This is a genomic window from Cytobacillus sp. FSL R5-0377 (genome assembly GCF_038004385.1).
Classification (GTDB): domain Bacteria; phylum Bacillota; class Bacilli; order Bacillales; family Cytobacillaceae; genus Cytobacillus.
The window spans coordinates 721,420-741,336 of sequence record NZ_JBBORA010000001.1 but is presented as its reverse complement, the minus strand read 5'-3'; the positions used below and the strand labels follow the sequence as shown (position 1 = coordinate 741,336).

General features: G+C 41.5%; 21 protein-coding genes. All 21 read left to right on the top strand.

From position 1 onward, the window contains the following. Positions 1-124: 124 nt before the first annotated feature. Positions 125-457, top strand: a complete 333-nt coding sequence (locus NSQ49_RS03650) for a putative DNA-binding protein (RefSeq protein WP_159862641.1) — start codon at positions 125-127, stop codon at positions 455-457. 12 nt (positions 458-469) lie between these two features. Then, positions 470-1,822 carry a signal recognition particle protein gene (ffh, locus tag NSQ49_RS03645; protein ID WP_159862642.1) on the top strand — a complete coding sequence of 451 codons (1,353 nt, stop codon included), beginning with the start codon at positions 470-472 and terminating at the stop codon, positions 1,820-1,822. 110 nt (positions 1,823-1,932) lie between these two features. Next, positions 1,933-2,205: a 30S ribosomal protein S16 gene (gene rpsP, locus NSQ49_RS03640; RefSeq protein ID WP_009330784.1), complete on the top strand. Its 273-nt coding sequence runs from the start codon at positions 1,933-1,935 to the stop codon at positions 2,203-2,205. A gap of 11 nt (positions 2,206-2,216) precedes the next feature. Beyond that, positions 2,217-2,447 (top strand): KH domain-containing protein, encoded by a 231-nt coding sequence (locus NSQ49_RS03635; RefSeq protein ID WP_159862643.1) that lies wholly within the window; start codon positions 2,217-2,219, stop codon positions 2,445-2,447. Between the two features lie 152 nt (positions 2,448-2,599). Then, on the top strand, positions 2,600-2,986 hold the full coding sequence (locus NSQ49_RS03630; RefSeq protein WP_159862644.1) for a YlqD family protein: 387 nt from the start codon (positions 2,600-2,602) through the stop codon (positions 2,984-2,986). 12 nt (positions 2,987-2,998) lie between these two features. Beyond that, a complete protein-coding gene (rimM, locus tag NSQ49_RS03625; RefSeq protein ID WP_159862645.1) occupies positions 2,999-3,517 on the top strand; it encodes a ribosome maturation factor RimM in 519 nt (172 codons plus the stop codon). A gap of 2 nt (positions 3,518-3,519) precedes the next feature. After that, entirely contained in the window at positions 3,520-4,257 is a 738-nt protein-coding gene (gene trmD / locus NSQ49_RS03620; protein WP_201306477.1) for a tRNA (guanosine(37)-N1)-methyltransferase TrmD, read from the top strand. Between the two features lie 135 nt (positions 4,258-4,392). Continuing rightward, positions 4,393-4,737 (top strand): 50S ribosomal protein L19, encoded by a 345-nt coding sequence (gene rplS, locus NSQ49_RS03615; protein ID WP_009330779.1) that lies wholly within the window; start codon positions 4,393-4,395, stop codon positions 4,735-4,737. A gap of 199 nt (positions 4,738-4,936) precedes the next feature. Beyond that, complete coding sequence (lepB, locus tag NSQ49_RS03610) at positions 4,937-5,488, top strand: signal peptidase I (RefSeq protein ID WP_159862647.1); 552 nt, start codon at positions 4,937-4,939, stop codon at positions 5,486-5,488. Between the two features lie 44 nt (positions 5,489-5,532). Continuing rightward, positions 5,533-6,405 carry a ribosome biogenesis GTPase YlqF gene (gene ylqF, locus NSQ49_RS03605; protein WP_159862648.1) on the top strand — a complete coding sequence of 291 codons (873 nt, stop codon included), beginning with the start codon at positions 5,533-5,535 and terminating at the stop codon, positions 6,403-6,405. A gap of 85 nt (positions 6,406-6,490) precedes the next feature. Next, positions 6,491-7,261 (top strand): ribonuclease HII, encoded by a 771-nt coding sequence (locus NSQ49_RS03600; RefSeq protein ID WP_159862649.1) that lies wholly within the window; start codon positions 6,491-6,493, stop codon positions 7,259-7,261. 19 nt (positions 7,262-7,280) lie between these two features. Further along, on the top strand, positions 7,281-9,137 hold the full coding sequence (locus NSQ49_RS03595; protein WP_159862650.1) for a hypothetical protein: 1,857 nt from the start codon (positions 7,281-7,283) through the stop codon (positions 9,135-9,137). Beyond that, positions 9,134-9,430, top strand: coding sequence for an EscU/YscU/HrcU family type III secretion system export apparatus switch protein (locus NSQ49_RS03590; RefSeq protein ID WP_251282821.1), 297 nt, complete (start codon positions 9,134-9,136; stop codon positions 9,428-9,430). Before NSQ49_RS03595 ends, NSQ49_RS03590 begins: the two co-directional genes overlap by 4 nt. A 303-nt stretch (positions 9,431-9,733) precedes the next feature. Beyond that, entirely contained in the window at positions 9,734-10,894 is a 1,161-nt protein-coding gene (sucC, locus tag NSQ49_RS03585; protein WP_159862651.1) for an ADP-forming succinate--CoA ligase subunit beta, read from the top strand. A 113-nt stretch (positions 10,895-11,007) separates the two neighbouring features. Then, on the top strand, positions 11,008-11,910 hold the full coding sequence (gene sucD, locus NSQ49_RS03580) for a succinate--CoA ligase subunit alpha (protein ID WP_159862652.1): 903 nt from the start codon (positions 11,008-11,010) through the stop codon (positions 11,908-11,910). Positions 11,911-12,016: 106 nt separating this feature from the next. Then, a complete protein-coding gene (dprA, locus tag NSQ49_RS03575; RefSeq protein WP_251282822.1) occupies positions 12,017-12,892 on the top strand; it encodes a DNA-processing protein DprA in 876 nt (291 codons plus the stop codon). Positions 12,893-13,286: 394 nt separating this feature from the next. Further along, positions 13,287-15,362, top strand: a complete 2,076-nt coding sequence (gene topA / locus NSQ49_RS03570) for a type I DNA topoisomerase (RefSeq protein WP_251282823.1) — start codon at positions 13,287-13,289, stop codon at positions 15,360-15,362. 225 nt (positions 15,363-15,587) lie between these two features. Continuing rightward, positions 15,588-16,895 (top strand): FADH(2)-oxidizing methylenetetrahydrofolate--tRNA-(uracil(54)-C(5))-methyltransferase TrmFO, encoded by a 1,308-nt coding sequence (gene trmFO, locus NSQ49_RS03565; RefSeq protein ID WP_159862655.1) that lies wholly within the window; start codon positions 15,588-15,590, stop codon positions 16,893-16,895. Between the two features lie 64 nt (positions 16,896-16,959). After that, on the top strand, positions 16,960-17,862 hold the full coding sequence (gene xerC / locus NSQ49_RS03560; protein WP_159862656.1) for a tyrosine recombinase XerC: 903 nt from the start codon (positions 16,960-16,962) through the stop codon (positions 17,860-17,862). Positions 17,863-17,932: 70 nt separating this feature from the next. Beyond that, positions 17,933-18,475 carry an ATP-dependent protease subunit HslV gene (gene hslV / locus NSQ49_RS03555; RefSeq protein WP_159862657.1) on the top strand — a complete coding sequence of 181 codons (543 nt, stop codon included), beginning with the start codon at positions 17,933-17,935 and terminating at the stop codon, positions 18,473-18,475. An 18-nt stretch (positions 18,476-18,493) separates the two neighbouring features. Then, positions 18,494-19,897 carry an HslU--HslV peptidase ATPase subunit gene (gene hslU / locus NSQ49_RS03550; protein WP_159862658.1) on the top strand — a complete coding sequence of 468 codons (1,404 nt, stop codon included), beginning with the start codon at positions 18,494-18,496 and terminating at the stop codon, positions 19,895-19,897. Positions 19,898-19,917: the final 20 nt, after the last annotated feature.

Here is a 19,917-nt window from a genome sequence, read left to right as displayed (position 1 = left end):
GATGCCTGCTGCGATCACCCGGACGCATTACTGCCAGTACTGTAAAGATATTTTCTTGACATGCTGTGAAATTCTATGTAAACTTACTTTGTAAAGGCTTTTCACTTAACAAGGGGGAATAGGGATGCTCGAAAAGACAACGAGGATGAACTACCTTTATGATTTCTATCAATCGTTGTTAACTCCTAAGCAGAGAAGCTATATGTCCCTTTACTACCTGGATGATTTTTCGCTTGGAGAGATTGCCGAAGAATATGATATAAGCCGGCAAGCGGTTTATGACAACATAAAGAGAACGGAAGCAATGCTTGAAGAGTATGAAGAAAAGCTATTATTATTTCATAAATTTCAAGAGCGCAGCAAGCTGATTGCAGAAATAAAAGAGATGCTTCAGGAAGGTTCTCCTTCCCGAGAGGCATTGAAAGAGGCAGTGGCAGAGCTTGAGAAATTAGATTAGGAGGCGGCATAAATGGCATTTGAAGGATTGGCCGACCGACTGCAAAATACAATTCAGAAGATCCGCGGAAAGGGCAAAATCAATGAAGCGGATGTAAAAGAAATGATGCGAGAAGTTCGTCTCGCTCTTTTAGAAGCGGACGTTAACTTCAAAGTTGTCAAGGAGTTCGTCAAAAAAGTCAGTGAACGCGCTGTCGGGCAGGAAGTATTAAAGAGCCTGACGCCGGGACAGCAGGTAATAAAGGTTGTTAAAGAAGAATTAACGGAACTGATGGGCGGAGAACAAAGCAAAATTGCTGTTTCCAAACGCCCGCCGACTGTCATTATGATGGTTGGTCTTCAGGGTGCCGGTAAAACGACTACAACCGGAAAGCTTGCGAACCTGCTCCGTAAAAAGTATAACCGCAACCCGCTGCTGGTTGCTGCAGACATCTACCGTCCTGCGGCGATTAAACAGCTCGAAACGCTTGGCAAACAGCTTAATATGCCTGTCTTCTCCCTTGGCGATCAAGTCAGTCCTGTTGAAATTGCAAAACAGGCCATCGCAAAGGCAAAAGAGGACCATAACGATTATGTTCTAATCGATACAGCAGGAAGACTGCATGTGGATGAAGCTCTAATGGATGAGCTAAAGCAAATCAAAGAGCTTTCCAATCCAGATGAAATTTTCCTTGTTGTAGATGCCATGACTGGTCAGGATGCGGTTAACGTAGCACAAAGCTTCAATGATCTGCTGGGTCTTACAGGAGTTGTCCTGACAAAGCTGGATGGCGATACTCGAGGCGGTGCGGCTCTATCAATTAGATCCGTAACAAACACGCCGATTAAATTTGTCGGTCTTGGCGAAAAGCTGGACGCCCTTGAAGCGTTCCATCCGGAACGGATGGCTTCCCGTATTTTAGGTATGGGGGATGTCTTATCCCTAATTGAAAAAGCACAGGCTAATGTGGATGAAGAAAAGGCAAAAGAGCTTGAGCAGAAAATGCGCACTGCTTCTTTCACATTTGATGACTTTTTGGATCAGCTCGGTCAGGTCCGCCAAATGGGACCTCTAGATGAGCTTTTGAAAATGATGCCTGGCGCCAACAAAATCAAAGGCTTGAATAATATGCAAATCGATGAGAAGCAAATCACTCACGTTGAGGCCATTATTAAGTCGATGACTAAGGAAGAGAAAACTCATCCGGAAATCATCAATTCAAGCCGCCGCAAACGGATTGCCAAGGGAAGCGGAAGAACCGTCCCAGAAGTTAACCGTCTGCTGAAGCAATTTGAAGATATGAAAAAGATGATGAAGCAAATGGCCGGCATGCAGCAAAAAGGCAAGAAAAAAGGCGGATTTAAGCTTCCTTTTAACCCTTTCTAAGCCGCTATTTAAGCTTTTCATAACATGTAAAGAAAAAAACCTTTACAAACTAATTAACTATCTGATATTATACTATCTTGTGTGAAACTATTCGGAGGTGCTTATTTAAAATGGCAGTAAAAATTCGTTTAAAGCGTATGGGTGCTCATAAAAACCCTTTCTATCGTATCGTTGTAGCTGATTCTCGTTCTCCTCGTGACGGACGTTTCATTGAAACAGTAGGAACTTACAATCCGGTTGCTCAACCAGCGATCGTTGAAATCAATGAAGAGTTGGCTCTTAAATGGCTTCAGACAGGTGCTAAGCCATCTGATACAGTACGTAACCTTTTCTCTAAGCAAGGCATTATGGAAAAATTCCATAACGCTAAAAACGGTAAGTAATTCATTATAAGATGAAAGAGCTTATCGAAACGATTGTTAAGCCCCTTGTTGATTTTCCGGAAGATGTTCAAGTGAATGTCCAAGAAGAGGATCAGCGCGTAACCTATCAGCTTTCTGTCAACAAGAATGACATGGGGAAAGTAATTGGGAAGCAAGGGCGCGTTGCGAAAGCAATTCGGACCGTTGTTTATGCAGCAGGTTCAACAGAACAAAAGAAGATCTTTTTAGAGATCATCGAATAATTATCCTGCAGTAAGCGGGTATTACCAAAAAAGGAGGGGATTCCCCTCCTTTTTTTACAATCTATAAATATAATCATCGCCAACTAAGAATGTGACAGCAGTGTCAGTAACGCCGTTTTTTCATCCGGATTATGATTTGGGAGGCGCTGAACATGAACATTATTCAAACTGTTACAGTTAAGCAAGTGCTGACAGAGAATAGCAAGCAAGAACTGCTGGAAGGCTACGTGGCCAAAAAAAAGCAGCTGCAGAAAGAAAGTGATCAGCTAAGGTTTGAACTAAAAAAACTGGAAAAAACCAAGAAGCTGCATCCGGCCAATCTGAAGCAGCACTTTGAAAAGGAAATTCAACTGAGGCAGGAAAAAGTTCAGCTGCTGGATTTTCAAATAGAACAATTACATATGCTACCTTTAGGAAGCGAATTAAAAGAAAAAGAAGTCCAGGCGATTATCGAGGTTAAAAAGGGTACCCCCTGGGAAGACATAGAAAAAGGGAAAACAATCATCATAAAGGATGGAATTGTTGATGAAATACGCTAGAGGTGATAATACATGCAGAAGTGGTTTAACGTAGGGAAAATTGTGAACACCCACGGCATAAAAGGGGAAGCGAGAGTCATTTCCAAAACAGATTTTGCAGAAGAAAGATATAAGTCGGGAAATAAACTGTACTTGTTCATGCCGGAGGCAAAAGGAGAGCCTGTTGAGCTGACAGTAAAAGCACACCGCACTCATAAATCATTTGATCTGCTTACCTTTGAAGGATACGAAAATATCAATCAGATTGAAAAAATGAAGGGCGGCATTCTTAAAATTTCAGAAGATCAGCTTGGCGATCTTGAAGAGGATGAATTTTACTACCATGAAATTATCGGGTGTACGGTTGAAACACTTGATGGAGAAGAAATAGGAAAAATCAAAGAAATTCTGTCTCCCGGAGCAAATGATGTATGGGTAGTTAAAGCAAAAGGCGCTAAGGAGATTCTGATTCCGTATATTGGAGATGTTGTTAAGGAAGTTAATGTGGAAGATAAACTTGTGAAAATTAATGCGATTGAGGGATTGCTTTAATGATGAATATTGATGTGCTCACTCTGTTTCCGGAAATGTTTGAAGGGGTCTTGGGACATTCAATATTAAAAAAAGCGGCAGAAAACCAAGCGGTAACGTACAATGTTGTCAACTTCAGGGAGTATGCCGACAATAAGCATAAAACGGTTGATGATTATCCATATGGCGGAGGAGCAGGGATGGTTTTAAAGCCTCAGCCAATATTTGATGCGGTTGAGGATCTGCGCAGTAAGAGCGGGGCATCTCCAAGGGTTATTCTGCTGTGTCCTCAGGGGGAGCGCTATACGCAAAGAAAAGCTGAAGAGCTGGCAGAAGCAGATCACCTGATTTTTGTATGCGGCCATTATGAGGGATATGATGAAAGGATACGGGAGCATGTTGTGACAGATGAAATTTCAATTGGTGATTTTGTGCTGACTGGCGGCGAGCTTGGAGCGATGGTTGTCATCGACAGTGTCGTCCGATTGCTTCCTGATGTGTTAGGCAACCAGGAATCTCATATGAAAGATTCCTTCAGCACAGGTTTTCTTGAACATCCTCATTATACACGTCCAGCAGAATTCAGGGGCCTTAAAGTGCCGGATGTCCTCATGTCAGGCAATCATCGCCTTGTTGAAGAATGGAGAGCTAAAGAATCGTTGAGAAGAACGTATTTAAGGCGTCCTGACCTTCTTAGTGATGCAGATTTAACAAAAGAACAGCAAAAATGGCTGGATGACATAAAAAAAGAAGATAAATAACATTGAAGTTGCCGTCCAAATATGTTATGATACTTTTTGTGACTTAGGCTGAACTTGTTCAGCTTTCGTCTGATAAAGATGTTCCGCTGCAAACACAGGTTGTGCATGAGCGTCTGTTGAGAGGAGTTGAAAACGATGCAAAAACTTATTGAAGAAATCACAAAAGAACAGCTTCGTACTGACCTTCCGTCTTTCCGTCCTGGTGATACTGTACGTGTACACGTAAGTATTGTTGAGGGAACTCGTGAGCGTGTTCAGGTATATGAAGGTGTTGTGATTAAGCGTCGTGGTGGTGGAATCAGCGAAACTTTCACAGTTCGTAAGATTTCTTACGGTGTAGGCGTTGAGCGTACATTCCCTGTGCACACACCTAAGATTGCGAAGCTTGAAGTTATCCGCCGCGGTAAAGTCCGCCGTGCGAAACTTTACTACCTGCGTAACCTTCGCGGTAAAAAAGCTCGTATCAAAGAAATTCGATAATAAAGAAAAGAAGGAGCTTGTTCAATCAAGCTCCTTTTTCTTTCATGAAAGAGTAAAGTACAAATAATATTACATAAATGTTAAATAATATAAAAATAAGATTCCCATCGTGTTTATTAAGAAGAATTTTTGTAAAATAAGTAAGACAACACTTTCCATGGCAGGTTAGTTATGGGTTAGAAGAATGGTGGGGGATTAAATGGCAAAAAAGAAAAATGAATTGTGGGAATGGACAAAAGCTCTTGTAATTGCAGTTCTGTTAGCGGCAGTCATCAGATATTTCCTGTTTGCTCCAATTGTGGTTGACGGCTTGTCCATGATGCCAACATTGCATGACCAGGACCGGATGATTGTAAATAAATTCAGTTATAAAATTGGCGAGCCGGAGCGCTTTGATATTATTGTTTTCCATGCACCTGAAAACAAAGATTACATTAAACGGGTAATAGGGCTTCCGGGAGACAAGATTGAATATAAAGATGATACTCTGTTTGTTAACGGAAAACCGTATGATGAGCCTTACCTGGATGAATATAAGAAGCAGGTAATTGATGGGCCTCTGACAGAGCCATTTACTTTAAAAGAGAAGATCGGACAGGAAACAGTTCCTGAAGGGCATTTGTTTGTAATGGGTGACAACCGCCGCTTCAGCAAGGATAGCCGACACATTGGCCCTGTTGCAATGGAAGAGGTACTGGGCGATGCCGGAGTAATATACTGGCCAATTGAGGATATTCGCATCGTTGATTGACGATTATCTGCTATATAAATATATATTGGATGGAGGTGCCGGCTGTGACGATTCAGTGGTTTCCCGGCCATATGGCAAAAGCCAGAAGGCAGGTTACAGAAAAATTAAAACTTGTTGATATCATCTTTGAGCTCGTTGATGCCAGGATTCCTTATTCATCAAGAAACCCGATGATCGATGAAATCATTCAGCACAAACCCCGGCTTGTTTTATTGAATAAAGCTGACATGGCTGATAAAGAAGCAACAAAGAAGTGGATCAGACATTTTGAAAATAAGGGCATAAGAGCTCTTGCGATAAACTCCCAGGCCGGACAAGGCATGAAAGAAATTGTCTCCGCATCTCAGGAAATTCTTCAGGAGAAATTCGATCGAATGAAAGCCAAAGGTGTAAAGCCGAGGGCAATCCGGGCAATGATTGTCGGTATTCCAAATGCCGGCAAATCCACACTAATAAATCGCCTGGCCAAAAAGAATATTGCAAGGACAGGAAATACTCCCGGCGTTACGAAAGCCCAGCAGTGGATAAAGGTAGGGAAAGAGCTGGAGCTGCTCGATACCCCTGGAATTTTGTGGCCAAAATTTGAGGATCAGGAAGTGGGACTTAAGCTTGCTCTGACAGGCGCAATCAAGGATACTATATTAAATCTCCAGGATGTAGCAGTATATGCACTGCGCTTTCTGGGTGAAAGATATCCGGATCGCCTGAAAGAACGTTACCAGATCGAAGAAATCCCGGAGGAAATTGTTGAAGTCTTTGATAAAATCGGCAGGCTGCGAGGCTGTCTGATGGGCGGCGGCGAAATTGATTATGATAAGGTAACAGAACTGGTAATCAGGGAATTCCGTTCTGAAAAAATGGGGCCAATTACATTGGAGCTGCCGGAGGAAATGGCAGTCCGAAATGAAGCTGAATAATAATTATTAAGACCTTCTGTTCGCAGGAGGCCTTTATTTTTTGGAAGAAATGACGATACATAGATTAGCATAAAAAGGAGAAAACATGGAAAAGTTAACCATTCGCCAAATAGAAGAAAAGATAAAAACAATTGAATCAGAGGATGACCCATTCCTTCACTCAATTAAACAGGATGACAGAAAAGGTGTGCAGCAAGTTTTGGCAAAATGGCATTCCCGTATGTTGTTCCAAAAGAAAATACATGAGAAGCATAAAGAAATGACACGTTATGAGCGTCAGTACAGAAGCCGTGGTTTTGAATGTATTGCCGGAATAGATGAAGTCGGCAGAGGGCCGCTTGCGGGGCCGGTGGTAGCTGCAGCAGTTATATTGCCTGAAGACTTTTACCTGCCGGGATTAGATGATTCAAAGAAAGTGCCTGAACGAAAAAGAGAAGAATATTTTGACATGATAAACACTAAGGCTGTAGCTGTCAGTGTGGGGATCATTGAACCCGCGGAAATCGACCGAATTAATATATTTGAAGCAACAAAAAAGGCAATGCTATCAGCAATTGAAGGCCTGAATCCAAAACCGGATTTCCTGCTTGTAGATGCGGTAAAACTTTTAACACCTTATCCAATGGAAGCTATCATAAAGGGAGATGGCAAAAGCGTAACGATTGCTGCAGCCTCTATCATTGCAAAAGTCACAAGAGACAGAATGATGGCTGAAATAGGCAAGGAGTTTCCCCGATATGGATTTGGGAAAAACATGGGCTATGGGACGAAGGAGCATCTTGAAGCGATATCAATTCATGGAATTACGCCTTATCACCGGAAAAGCTTTGCACCGATAAAAGATTCTTATAATTAATAGAGTAGAAGGTGAAGGTATGAAGCCGTCTGAATTAATTCAAAAAATTATAAGGCATGAGCAAAGCAATGCAGGAAAAGCGGCTTCATTCAGGCCTGGGCAAATTGTCAGCGGTAAAGTAGCGAAGTTATTTCCGAATCAGACGGCAGAGGTGCAGATCGGGGTACATAAAGTGATTGCACAGCTGGAAACCCCTTTGTCTGCTGACTATAGATATTGGTTTAGAGTCGAGCCGGGTGAAGGGCTGCTGCATTTAAGAGTTATGGATTCTGTAAAAGGCCAAAGCAAAGGAGCTGAGGCAGAAAGCCTTCTAAGACAGCTTGGAATGCAGGTGTCCCCGGAAAATAAAACCCTCATTCAATATTTTCTTAAGGAGCAGCTTCCGATTACTGGTGAAACATTAAGGATGGCATCGGAATGGATTTATGAAAGCATATCTGCTGCCGAAGTCCTGAGGACTGTTAAAGAGCTGATCATAAGGCAGCTTCCCTTTTCGAAGAATGTTTATTCAGCGCTCTCCTCAGTCTTAAACGGGGACCCATTATCTTCACTAATAGGAGAATTGCGGGATGAGTTAAAGGGAGTTGATTTATCATCCAAAGGAAAGCAAATATACTCTATACTTGAGAATTTGACAATGGCTTCAAGAGACAAACTGGGCCAGCAGGCAGTTGTAAGACTGTTTTCAGAGTGGCTGAATGCAGAAGGTCTGGCTAGTTCCCGAACAGCTTTCGAGCTTTTGAAAACAGTGGGGATGTTACCTGGTGAAGCTGGCGAGGATGCTGCCGTAAAACAGCTTATTGAGGAAGGCGTGCAAAACAAACCGATTTTTCAAACACTGACTGCTCTTTTGAAAATAAGCAAATCAGGGAGCAGGCGTGAATTCATTTTAAATTTGGCCAAACTTAATGGTTTTTTTGCACAAAGGTCTGAAAGCAGCAGACAGAGTCAAGCTTTACAAACAATACTTAATGATTTTCGGAATGGAAAATTATCTTTTCCTCCAGAAAAAAATGTACTTAACACTCTTTTGAAATCAGCTCTATCTCTTACCATAAATGATGATTCTGGACATTTATTAGATGGGGAAAAATTCAAGCAGGCTGCTGTCCAGGCAGGGAGATTATTGGGAGGTGAAAAGCTTTCCGGTGCAGCTGCTCTCACACCTCAGGAAAATACAATGCTGGCAGAACTGAAAACAAGCCTTCGTCCCGAATCTCCTCTGCCATATGACCAGCGTCATATTCATAGTGAATTAAAGAGAATAATCAAAACACTGGGATTTTCTCATGAACATCATGTCCAAAATTTATTAAAACAGCAAGGTGGTGGAGGCGACGAAAATCTGGACACCCTCAAACCGCTCCTGATGGACTTCTTAAACGAAGAACCTGTGCATGCAGCTAAGAATGCAGCGGAAAGGCTTCTGCATAAAATAACCGGCTTTCAGGCGCTCTCGCAGGAATCCGGACCATTGCAGCACTACATCTTTCAGCTGCCGGTTTCTTTATGGGGAAAGGTCACCGATTTGACAATGCAGTGGAGCGGGAGGAGAACAGAAGACGGAAACATTGATCCCAGCCATTGCCGGGTTATCTTTTATTTGGATTTAGAGCATCTGAATGAAACGATTATCGATCTGCAGGTCCAAAACAGAATCATCAGCATTACAGTTATAAATGAGCATACTGAGATGAAAAGTTTAACTTCCCCGTTTGCAGCTGAACTAAAAGCAAATCTATTTACATTAAATTATAAGCTGTCTTCGGTTTCTTTTCAGAAGCCGGAGCCTGCCGGAGATTCACTTTCAGCAGGACAAGCAATGACTTCAATAGTACCTGCCAAATCATTCAGCGGAGTAGATATAAGAATATGAAAAAAAATCCCAATGTAAAAAGGAAAGAAGCGGTAGCGTTAAACTATGATCCTGAGAGTAATGGGGCACCAAAGATATCTGCAAAGGGGAAGGGCCTGACAGCTGAAAATATCCTTGCAAAGGCTAAGGAACATGGTATTCCGGTTCAGGAGGATCCTGCACTTGTTGAGCTTCTTGCCAGGCTTAATATCAATGAAGGAATTCCAGAAGAGCTTTATCAGGCCGTTGCAGAGGTATTTGCATTCATCTACAGAGCAGATCAGGAAGCTGGAAAGAGGGGAAATAGGAATTAATCTATTCTGGTAAACCAATATGTTTCTCTCACACTAATCATTTTTAGAAGCAAGGAGCGGTATTATACTTATATTCAAGTAGAATCGAAAGCTATCGACTGACAGTTTTCTTTATTTTAATAAAATATTTTTTCCATAAAATTAGGGTCTAATCCTCTTTAATACCAGGGTTTATGAACTATCCAATATTTATAATTTTTAAAGAAATATAATATTTTAGAGTAAATGGTAGACAAGGGTTGTGTCATTTAATAAAATGAAAGCGCAGTCTATTTTTTGAAGAGTTCGATAGGAGGATGGGAAATGAATATACATGAGTATCAAGGTAAAGAAGTCCTCAGACAATACGGGGTTGCCGTTCCAAATGGAAAAGTGGCATTTACAGTAGAAGAAGCTGTTGAAGCTGCTAAAGAGCTTGGCACTGAGGTATGTGTGGTTAAAGCGCAAATCCACGCCGGAGGACGCGGAAAAGCTGGCGGTGTAAAAGTTGCCAAAAATCTTGACGAAGTTCGTACATATGCAGGTGAAATCTTAGGAAAAACACTTGTTACACATCAAACAGGCCCGGAAGGCAAAGAAGTAAAGCGTTTACTGATTGAAGAGGGCTGTGACATTCAGAAGGAATATTATGTGGGTCTTGTCCTGGACCGCGCCACATCCCGTGTTGTTTTAATGGCATCGGAAGAAGGCGGCACAGAAATCGAAGAAGTGGCTGAAAAAACGCCTGAAAAAATCTTCAAGGAAGAAATCGATCCGGTTCTAGGTTTAACAGCATTCCAGGCTCGCAGAATCGCATTTAATATCAATATTCCATCAAAACTTGTCGGACAAGCTGTTAAATTTATGATGGGCTTATACAGAGCATATATTGAGAAAGATTGCTCTATTGCTGAAATCAATCCATTAGTTGTAACTGGAGACGGCAAAGTTATGGCTCTGGATGCTAAGCTGAACTTTGATGCAAATGCACTTTACCGTCAAAAAGACATCCTGGATCTTCGTGACCTTGAAGAAGAGGATGCAAAGGAAATCGAAGCATCAAAATACGACCTGAGCTACATTTCCCTTGATGGAAACATAGGCTGCATGGTTAATGGTGCAGGATTAGCGATGGCTACTATGGATATCGTTAAGCATTATGGCGGAGACCCGGCCAATTTCCTAGATGTTGGGGGCGGAGCAACAGCTGAGAAAGTAACTGAAGCTTTCAAAATCATCCTTTCTGATAAAAACGTAAAAGGAATTTTTGTTAATATCTTCGGCGGAATCATGAAGTGCGACATCATCGCCACTGGTGTAGTGGAAGCAGCAAAGCAAGTAGGCCTGAATGTGCCATTAGTTGTTCGTCTTGAAGGCACGAATGTTGAAATGGGCAAGAAGATTCTTGCAGAATCCGATATCGATATCATCGCTGCTGAGTCCATGGCTGACGGTGCACAAAAAATCGTTTCTTTAGTAGGCTAAGAATCAAAAATGAGCGGCCGTTCAGTATTAAAGGCATATAGCGGAATCAAAGGATTTTACTTAACGTCTTTATGCGCAGGATGGCTCTCTTTAGACCAGAAAGGAGAATTAACGTGAGCGTATTTATTAATAAAGATACTAAAGTTATAGTTCAAGGGATTACTGGTTCAACAGCCCTTTTCCATACAAAGCAAATGCTTGAATACGGAACGCAAATTGTCGGCGGTGTAACTCCGGGTAAAGGCGGTACTGAAGTAGAAGGTGTTCCTGTTTTCAATACAGTGGAGGAAGCAGTTAAGGCGACAGGTGCCAACGCCTCCGTTATCTATGTTCCCGCTCCATTTGCTGCAGATGCGATCCTTGAAGCTGTTGATGCTGAATTGGATCTTGCTATCTGTATCACTGAGCATATTCCTGTATTGGATATGGTTAAAGTTAAGCGTTATATGGAAGGCAAGAAGACCCGCCTTGTAGGTCCTAACTGCCCGGGTGTTATCACTCCTGAAGAGTGTAAGATCGGCATTATGCCAGGCTACATCCACACTAAAGGACATGTTGGGGTTGTTTCCCGTTCAGGCACATTGACTTATGAAGCTGTACATCAGCTGACACAGGCAGGTATCGGCCAATCAACTGCAGTTGGAATCGGCGGAGATCCAGTTAACGGAACAAACTTCATTGATGTTTTAAAAGCATTCAATGAAGACCCTGAAACTTATGCTGTCATCATGATTGGTGAAATCGGAGGAACTGCTGAAGAAGAAGCTGCAGAATGGGTTAAAGAAAACATGACTAAACCTGTTGTAGGCTTCATCGGCGGACGCACTGCACCTCCAGGAAAGCGTATGGGTCATGCTGGCGCAATCATCTCAGGAGGTAAAGGAACAGCTGATGAAAAAATCCGTGTAATGAATGAGTGCGGTATTCAGGTAGCTGACACTCCATCTGTAATGGGTGAAACACTGATAAAGGTTCTGAAAGAAAAAGGCCTTTATGACCAGTGTAAAACACACTAATCTTTTCAAATAACTTAAGAATAGTCCCTCTTTTTGAGGGACTATTTCTGCTTTGCCATTTTCCCCGCACACACCCCTTCATTAAAAAACAATACAGGAGGCTTCCATGAATGAATTTAATATGAGGCTCACCCATCTCCATCACTGCAGAGGAATGAGCTGGAAGATGATTTATTATATTCTTAAGAAAGATCCAGAATTAAAATTTTTGTATAATGATGCACCCTATCGAATAATACCCCCGGTAAACTCCACTAAGGAATCTCTCTCCAATGTATTCCAGGATCTGCATTCTGATCGAATCCATGAACAAATTCGCCAATACTCACCAAATGGCATTAAAGCCATTACTATTTTTGACGAGGAATATCCCATTCTTTTAAAAGAAACATACCAGCCGCCTTGGGTTTTATATGCCCGGGGCGATACCAGTCTTTTGAATAGCAGGGTACACCTGGCTGTTGTTGGTTCCAGACAGGCAACAGAGTATGGCGAAAAAGCCATTCAGTCCATTTTTCCGAAGCTTATTGAGCAGGGGATTATTATTGTAAGCGGGCTGGCAGCCGGTATAGATGCGATTGCACATAAGGAAGCAATTAAAAATAAAGGAAAAACAATCGGTGTCATAGCAGGTGGCCTGTTTCATATTTATCCACAGGCAAACCAGAAGCTTGCTTATGAAATGATGAAAAATCATCTGGTAATATCTGAATATCCGCCGGACACAAGGCCCTCAAGATGGCAGTTTCCAATGAGGAACCGAATCATAAGCGGGATTTGCAGAGGGACACTGATAATTCAGGCGAAAAGCAAAAGCGGCTCTCTTATTACAGCCAATTATGCTGTGCAGGAAGGACGGGAAGTGTTTGCAGTACCAGGGAATATTTTTAGCCCATTCTCAGCCGGAACAAATGAACTAATTCAGCAAGGTGCCAAACTGGTAAAATCGGCTGAAGAAATCTTGGAAGAGTTTGCTTACTGATCAGTTAAAAATGAAAAATGGAGCCTTGATAAATTAGAGGCTCTTCTCTTACATCCCTGATTTTAAATTTGTTTATTTAAAGGATTTTTTACAAAAAGGTTGAAATTCTATTAAAACTGTTATACATTTTGCAACAGGTATTAAGGAAATTAAGACTATGCTATTTAGTTATTATAGGGATTTATCTTGGAAACGGTTGCGGAAATAATCTGATTAAGTTTGACAAACTTGAATAGAATGTAGAATAATAATGAATATTTCAGTACACACGCAGTTAATGAGACTGCTTTAATGGTAATAAATAATAAATACAGGCAGTTTAGCAGGTGAAAATACCGCATTCCATAAAGGTTTTGCCTGGATGTATAAAATTCCCTCTCAAGGAGGACTATTGATGTCAGAGTTTCTTGTTATCGTTGAGTCACCTGCAAAGGCAAAAACGATTGAACGCTATTTAGGAAAAAAATATAAAGTAAAAGCTTCTATGGGACATGTCAGAGATCTTCCCAAAAGCCAAATGGGCATAGATGTGGAAAATAATTTCGAACCCAAATACATAACCATTCGCGGAAAAGGTCCTGTTCTAAAAGAGCTTAAGACTGCGGCAAAAAAAGCTAAGAAAATTTATCTCGCGGCTGACCCCGACAGAGAAGGGGAAGCTATTGCCTGGCATTTGGCACATAGCCTGGATATGGATATTAATTCGAATTGCCGTGTTGTCTTTAACGAAATTACAAAAGATGCCATAAAAGAATCCTTCAAGCATCCAAGGCCAATCAATATGGATCTTGTTGATGCACAACAGGCTAGAAGGATGCTGGATAGACTGGTCGGCTATAATATCAGCCCTTTACTATGGAAGAAAGTGAAAAAAGGGTTAAGTGCAGGAAGAGTGCAGTCTGTTGCAGTCCGATTGATCATCGACCGCGAAAAGGAAATCAAGGACTTCATCCCAGAAGAGTACTGGTCCATTGACGGAGAGTTCCTTAAAGGGAAAACAGCCTTCGATGCATCATTTTACGGATTTAAGAATGAGAAAGTTGAATTGAAGTCGGAAAGCGATGTTCAGAATATTTTAAGTAAAATGAAGGGCAATAAATTCAAGGTGGAGTCAGTCACCAAGAAGGAAAGAAAGCGGAATCCAGCAGCCCCTTTTACTACTTCATCACTTCAGCAGGAAGCTGCAAGAAAATTAAATTTCCGTGCCAAGAAAACGATGATGCTTGCACAGCAGCTTTATGAAGGAATTGAGCTCGGCAAAGAAGGTACTGTCGGTTTAATTACTTATATGAGAACTGACTCAACACGCATATCTGAAATTGCCCAAAGTGAAGCTGCAGACTATATCCAAAACTCTTACGGGAAAGAATTCCTTCAGAGTGAAAAGAAAAAAGAAAAGAAAAACAGTAATGCCCAAGATGCCCATGAGGCCATCCGCCCGACAAGTACGCTAAGGTCGCCTGCAAGTTTAAAAGAATACTTGTCGCGTGATCAGCTTCGATTATACAGGCTTATCTGGGAACGCTTTGTTGCAAGCCAAATGGCACCAGCGGTTATGGACACTATGAGTGTTGATTTAAAAAATGGAGAAGTGATTTTTCGGGCAACAGGCTCTAAAGTGAAATTTCCAGGTTTCATGAAAGTGTATGTTGAAGGCACTGATGATCAGTCTGAGGAAAAAGATAATATGCTCCCTGATCTTCAGGAAGGAGATGAAGTCCTTAAAAAAGACATCGAACCTAAACAGCACTTCACACAGCCTCCTCCAAGGTATACTGAGGCAAGACTGGTGAAAACACTTGAAGAACAGGGGATTGGGAGGCCATCTACGTTCGCTCCGACACTTGATACAATTCAAAAACGCGGATATGTTGCTCTGGACAATAAACGTTTTATTCCGACCGAACTTGGTGAAATCGTTCTTGAATTAATCATGGAATTCTTCCCTGAGATTCTTGATATCGAGTTTACCGCAAAGATGGAAAAAGACCTGGACTATGTAGAAGAGGGCAAAGTCAATTGGGTAAAGATCATAGATGATTTTTATGGAGACTTTGAAAAGAATCTTAAAATAGCGGAAAAGGAAATGCAGGAAGTAGAAATTAAGGATGAACCTGCCGGTGAGGACTGTGAACAATGCGGAAATCCTATGGTGTTCAAGATGGGACGTTATGGAAAGTTCATGGCCTGCAGTAATTTCCCTGACTGCCGCAATACCAAACCGATTGTTAAGGACATCGGTGTGAAATGTCCAAAGTGCAATGAAGGAAATATAATTGAAAGAAAAAGCAAAAAGCGGCGGATCTTCTACGGCTGTGACAGCTTCCCTGAGTGTGACTTTATTTCTTGGGATAAGCCGCTGCCGAGAAGCTGTCCAAAATGCGAAAACCTTCTGGTTGAGAAAAAACTCAAAAAAGGCGTTCAGGTTCAGTGTGTTGAATGCGACTATAAGGAAGAAAAGCAAAGTTAAGGGTGAGCTTAAATGCTCACTCTTTTCTATTGATGGGTTCAGTATCCAAAATAATTCCAGCCCGCCTGGCTTTTTCAGCGAAATTAGGACATGAAACTTTTTTATTTTTAAATCGTATTGTAAAATGGCAAAATGAATAAGAACAGGGTAAAGTAAGAAAGACTGTTCCTAAAAATATTAATTATTCATGACATCGTCATCATAGGATATATGGAGGTTTAATTAATGAAAGATACAGCAGTGAATGTAATTGGCGCAGGTCTTGCAGGCAGTGAGGCAGCTTGGCAGCTTGCGAGCAGAGGGATCAAGGTAAGGCTCTACGAAATGAGGCCGGTAAGGCAGACTCCTGCTCATCACACTGATAAATTTGCAGAACTTGTCTGCAGCAATTCCCTGCGTGCAAATACTTTAACAAATGCAGTCGGGGTATTAAAGGAAGAAATGAGAAAGCTGAATTCTGTTATCATCCATTCAGCTGACAGCAGTGCAGTTCCAGCAGGCGGAGCACTGGCAGTTGACCGCCATGATTTTGCAGCCCGTGTAACTGAACAAGTTAAAAACCATCCGAATGTAACGGTCATTAACGAAGAAGTGAAGGATATTCCGGAAGGGCCAACTATTATCGCTACTGGACCGCTAACAAGTGAAGCTTTATCAGCAAAATTAAAAGAGCTGTCCGGGGAAGATTATTTATATTTCTATGATGCAGCAGCTCCAATTATCGAAAAAGATTCAATTGATATGAATAAAGTTTATTTGAAATCACGTTATGACAAAGGAGAGGCGGCGTATCTCAATTGTCCAATGACGGAGGAAGAATTTGACCGCTTTTACGAGGCTCTTACCTCCGCGGAAACAGTTCCGCTAAAGGAATTTGAAAAGGAAATCTTTTTTGAGGGCTGTATGCCAATAGAAGTGATGGCAAACAGAGGAAAGAAAACAATGCTTTTCGGACCGATGAAGCCAGTAGGTTTAGAAGACCCTAAAACAGGAAAAAGGCCATATGCAGTTGTCCAGCTCCGCCAGGATGATGCAGCAGGAACGCTTTATAATATTGTAGGTTTTCAGACACATTTGAAATGGGGTCCACAAAAAGAGGTAATCCGCTTGATTCCTGGCCTTGAAAATGCAGAGATAGTAAGATATGGTGTTATGCACCGGAATACATTTATCAATTCTCCAAAAGTCCTTCGTGCAACATATCAGTTCAGGAATAGGGATGATTTATTCTTTGCAGGGCAAATGACCGGAGTTGAAGGGTATGTTGAATCGGCAGCCAGCGGACTTGTGGCAGGCATTAATGCTGCAAGGATTGTATTAGGCGAAGATCCAATAGAGTTTCCTCATGAGACAGCGATAGGAAGCATGGCACGTTATATTACCACAGCAAACCCGAAGAGTTTCCAGCCTATGAATGCTAATTTTGGTTTATTCCCTGAACTTCCCGAAAAAATAAGAGGAAAAAAAGAAAGAAATGAAAAGCATGCTGAAAGAGCATTAGGAACAATTCAGAACTTTATGAAAAATTTGTAAATTATGTTGCATTGGGCTGCTGAGTTGTGATAATATTTAGTAGCCCATGCGAGGTGAACATTTAATGTCTGAAAATGTGAACGTTTCTTTAAAGTTGTTTATTGAATATTTACAAATTGAGAAAAATTATTCACAATATACTATTGAACATTACCAGTATGATATTAGTGAGTTTTTTATGTTCATGTCTGAACAAGCGATTCCAGACTTAACAAAGGTCGAGTATCAGGATGTCAGGATATATCTCACTGATCTTTTCGAAAAAAAGATGTCGCGCAAGTCAGTTGCGAGAAAAATATCAAGCCTAAGGAGCTTTTTTAAATTTTTGCTGAGAGAAGAGATAGTTGCTGAGAATCCATTCGCACTTGTTTCCATTCCGAAAGCACAGAAAAAGCTGCCGGAATTTTTCTATGAAAAAGAAATGAAACAGCTTTTTGATGCTTGTGAATCAGCCACTCCTCTGGGGCAAAGAAATAAAGCCCTTCTTGAAATATTATATGCAACCGGCATCCGCGTTAGTGAATGCAGTCAAATCCGCTTAAAGGACCTGGATATGCATTTATCAACGGTTCTTGTAAGGGGAAAGGGCAGCAAAGAAAGGTATGTCCCTTTCGGAAGCTTCGCCCAGGACGCAATTGAAACATACATAAACCATGGACGTAAAGAATTGCTTGGAAATGGGAATGTGCAGGAAAATTTGTTTCTGAATGCCCGGGGCGGTCCTCTTACAGCAAGAGGAATCAGGACCATTCTTGACCGGATGATAGAGAAATCATCCTTAACAGGCAAAATCCACCCCCATATGCTTCGCCACACATTTGCGACGCATCTAATGGCTAATGGGGCTGATATGAGAACAGTCCAGGAATTGCTTGGACACGCATTTCTATCTTCAACCCAGGTATATACACATGTTACGAATGAATACTTGAAAAAAACTTATTTGGCCCATCATCCGCGAGCATAGCGGAAAAAGCCAATAACGAATAGTCTGCAGAAAAATCTAAAGGCAATATGCTCCAAAGGAGGAGTCTTTCATGTCCGAATTTCATGCAACAACAATATTTGCTGTGCATCATAATGGAGAATGTGCAATGTCCGGCGACGGCCAGGTTACTTTTGGAAATGCAGTTGTAATGAAGCACACTGCAAAAAAAGTCAGAAAGCTGTTCAACGGGAAGGTGCTTGCAGGATTCGCAGGCTCAGTTGCTGATGCATTTACGTTATTTGAAATGTTTGAAGGAAAGCTTGAAGAGTATAATGGAAACCTTGAGAGAGCAGCTGTAGAGCTTGCAAAAGAATGGAGAAGCGATAAGGTTCTGCGCAAGCTTGAAGCAATGCTTATTGTAATGAATAGTGATAGTCTGCTGCTCATCTCCGGTACAGGTGAAGTTATTGAGCCGGATGATGGGATTCTGGCTATTGGATCAGGAGGCAATTATGCTCTTGCAGCTGGACGTTCCCTAAAAAGATTTGCAGGTGAACACTTGTCAGCAAGAGAAATCGCCAAGGCCTCTCTGGAAATGGCTGCCGAAATATGTGTATATACAAACCACAACATTATAGTGGAAGAACTCTAATAAAAGGAGTGCTGTTACATGGGTAAAGGAACAAGTTTAACTCCACGCCAAATTGTTGAGCGCCTGGATCAATATATTATCGGTCAAAAAGATGCAAAAAAAGCGGTTGCTATAGCTCTTAGAAATCGCTATCGCCGCAGCTTGCTTGAAGAAAAACTGCGGGAAGAAATAAATCCTAAAAATATATTGATGATCGGCCCAACTGGAGTAGGAAAGACTGAAATTGCGCGCAGAATGGCTAAATTGGTGGGTGCACCATTTGTTAAGGTGGAGGCAACTAAATTCACTGAAGTTGGTTATGTCGGCAGAGATGTTGAATCCATGGTAAGGGATCTTGTGGAAACATCAGTCCGTCTTGTAAAAGAAGAAAAGATGGCCAGTGTAAAGGAAAGAGCAGAAGAGAATGCCAATCGCCGCATACTTGAACTGCTAGTACCTGGTGCCAAAAAAACAGCTAATTATAAAAATCCACTTGAAATGCTATTTGGCGGAGGTAATGATCAGCAGCAGGATACGTATCAGACAGAAGATTTAAACCTCCAGGAAAAGCGCAAGATTGTAAAAGAAAAGCTTGCACTTGGCGAATTGGAAAATGAAGTTATTACCGTTGAAGTGGAGGAGCAGCAGCCTTCCATGTTTGACATGCTTCAGGGCTCAGGAATGGAGCAAATGGGCATGAATATGCAGGATGCCCTAAGCAATCTTATGCCTAAGAAAAGGAAAAAAAGAAAACTGACTGTAAGAGAAGCCAGAAAGATCTTAACAAATGAAGAAGCCCAAAAGCTGATTGATATGGATGAAGTCGGCCAAGAGGCTGTTTTCCGTGCTGAACAGTCAGGAATAATATTTATTGATGAAATCGATAAAATTGCCAGCAAAAATAGTGGCGGTTCATCTGCAGATGTCTCAAGGGAAGGGGTTCAAAGAGATATTTTGCCGGTGGTTGAAGGTTCAACAGTAGTAACAAAATACGGATCTGTAAAAACCGACCATGTATTGTTTATTGCTGCAGGTGCTTTCCATATGGCAAAGCCTTCTGACCTGATTCCGGAATTACAGGGACGTTTTCCGATCCGTGTGGAGCTGACTAAGCTGACTGTGGAAGATTTCTACAAGATACTTGTGGAGCCCGATAATGCATTAATTAAACAATATGAAGCATTATTGGTAACAGAAGGTATACAAATTGAATTTTCTGACGATGCTATTCATAGGATTGCTCAATTTGCTTTCGAAGTTAACCAGAATACGGATAATATTGGTGCAAGGCGTCTTCATACAATCATGGAAAAACTTCTTGAAGATTTATCATTTGAAGCACCGGACATCACCATGGAAAAAATCACAATTACCCCTCAATATGTTGAGGAGAAACTCGGTGCCATTTCCCGCAATAAGGATTTAAGCCAGTTTATACTGTGACCTTATTGTTTAAAGAACAA

Bases quoted from the DNA above. Each gene is read 5' to 3' on its own strand.
- lepB (WP_159862647.1), top strand. From the start codon at position 4,937: ATGGCAAAAAAGAAAAATGAATTGTGGGAATGGACAAAAGCTCTTGTA.
- hslV (WP_159862657.1), top strand. From the start codon at position 17,933: ATGTCCGAATTTCATGCAACAACAATATTTGCTGTGCATCATAATGGA.
- NSQ49_RS03635 (WP_159862643.1), top strand. From the start codon at position 2,217: ATGAAAGAGCTTATCGAAACGATTGTTAAGCCCCTTGTTGATTTTCCG.
- topA (WP_251282823.1), top strand. From the start codon at position 13,287: ATGTCAGAGTTTCTTGTTATCGTTGAGTCACCTGCAAAGGCAAAAACG.
- rimM (WP_159862645.1), top strand. From the start codon at position 2,999: ATGCAGAAGTGGTTTAACGTAGGGAAAATTGTGAACACCCACGGCATA.
- trmD (WP_201306477.1), top strand. From the start codon at position 3,520: ATGAATATTGATGTGCTCACTCTGTTTCCGGAAATGTTTGAAGGGGTC.
- sucC (WP_159862651.1), top strand. From the start codon at position 9,734: ATGAATATACATGAGTATCAAGGTAAAGAAGTCCTCAGACAATACGGG.
- NSQ49_RS03595 (WP_159862650.1), top strand. From the start codon at position 7,281: ATGAAGCCGTCTGAATTAATTCAAAAAATTATAAGGCATGAGCAAAGC.
- ffh (WP_159862642.1), top strand. From the start codon at position 470: ATGGCATTTGAAGGATTGGCCGACCGACTGCAAAATACAATTCAGAAG.
- NSQ49_RS03650 (WP_159862641.1), top strand. From the start codon at position 125: ATGCTCGAAAAGACAACGAGGATGAACTACCTTTATGATTTCTATCAA.
- NSQ49_RS03630 (WP_159862644.1), top strand. From the start codon at position 2,600: ATGAACATTATTCAAACTGTTACAGTTAAGCAAGTGCTGACAGAGAAT.
- rpsP (WP_009330784.1), top strand. From the start codon at position 1,933: ATGGCAGTAAAAATTCGTTTAAAGCGTATGGGTGCTCATAAAAACCCT.
- NSQ49_RS03590 (WP_251282821.1), top strand. From the start codon at position 9,134: ATGAAAAAAAATCCCAATGTAAAAAGGAAAGAAGCGGTAGCGTTAAAC.
- hslU (WP_159862658.1), top strand. From the start codon at position 18,494: ATGGGTAAAGGAACAAGTTTAACTCCACGCCAAATTGTTGAGCGCCTG.
- xerC (WP_159862656.1), top strand. From the start codon at position 16,960: ATGTCTGAAAATGTGAACGTTTCTTTAAAGTTGTTTATTGAATATTTA.
- rplS (WP_009330779.1), top strand. From the start codon at position 4,393: ATGCAAAAACTTATTGAAGAAATCACAAAAGAACAGCTTCGTACTGAC.
- dprA (WP_251282822.1), top strand. From the start codon at position 12,017: ATGAATGAATTTAATATGAGGCTCACCCATCTCCATCACTGCAGAGGA.
- NSQ49_RS03600 (WP_159862649.1), top strand. From the start codon at position 6,491: ATGGAAAAGTTAACCATTCGCCAAATAGAAGAAAAGATAAAAACAATT.
- trmFO (WP_159862655.1), top strand. From the start codon at position 15,588: ATGAAAGATACAGCAGTGAATGTAATTGGCGCAGGTCTTGCAGGCAGT.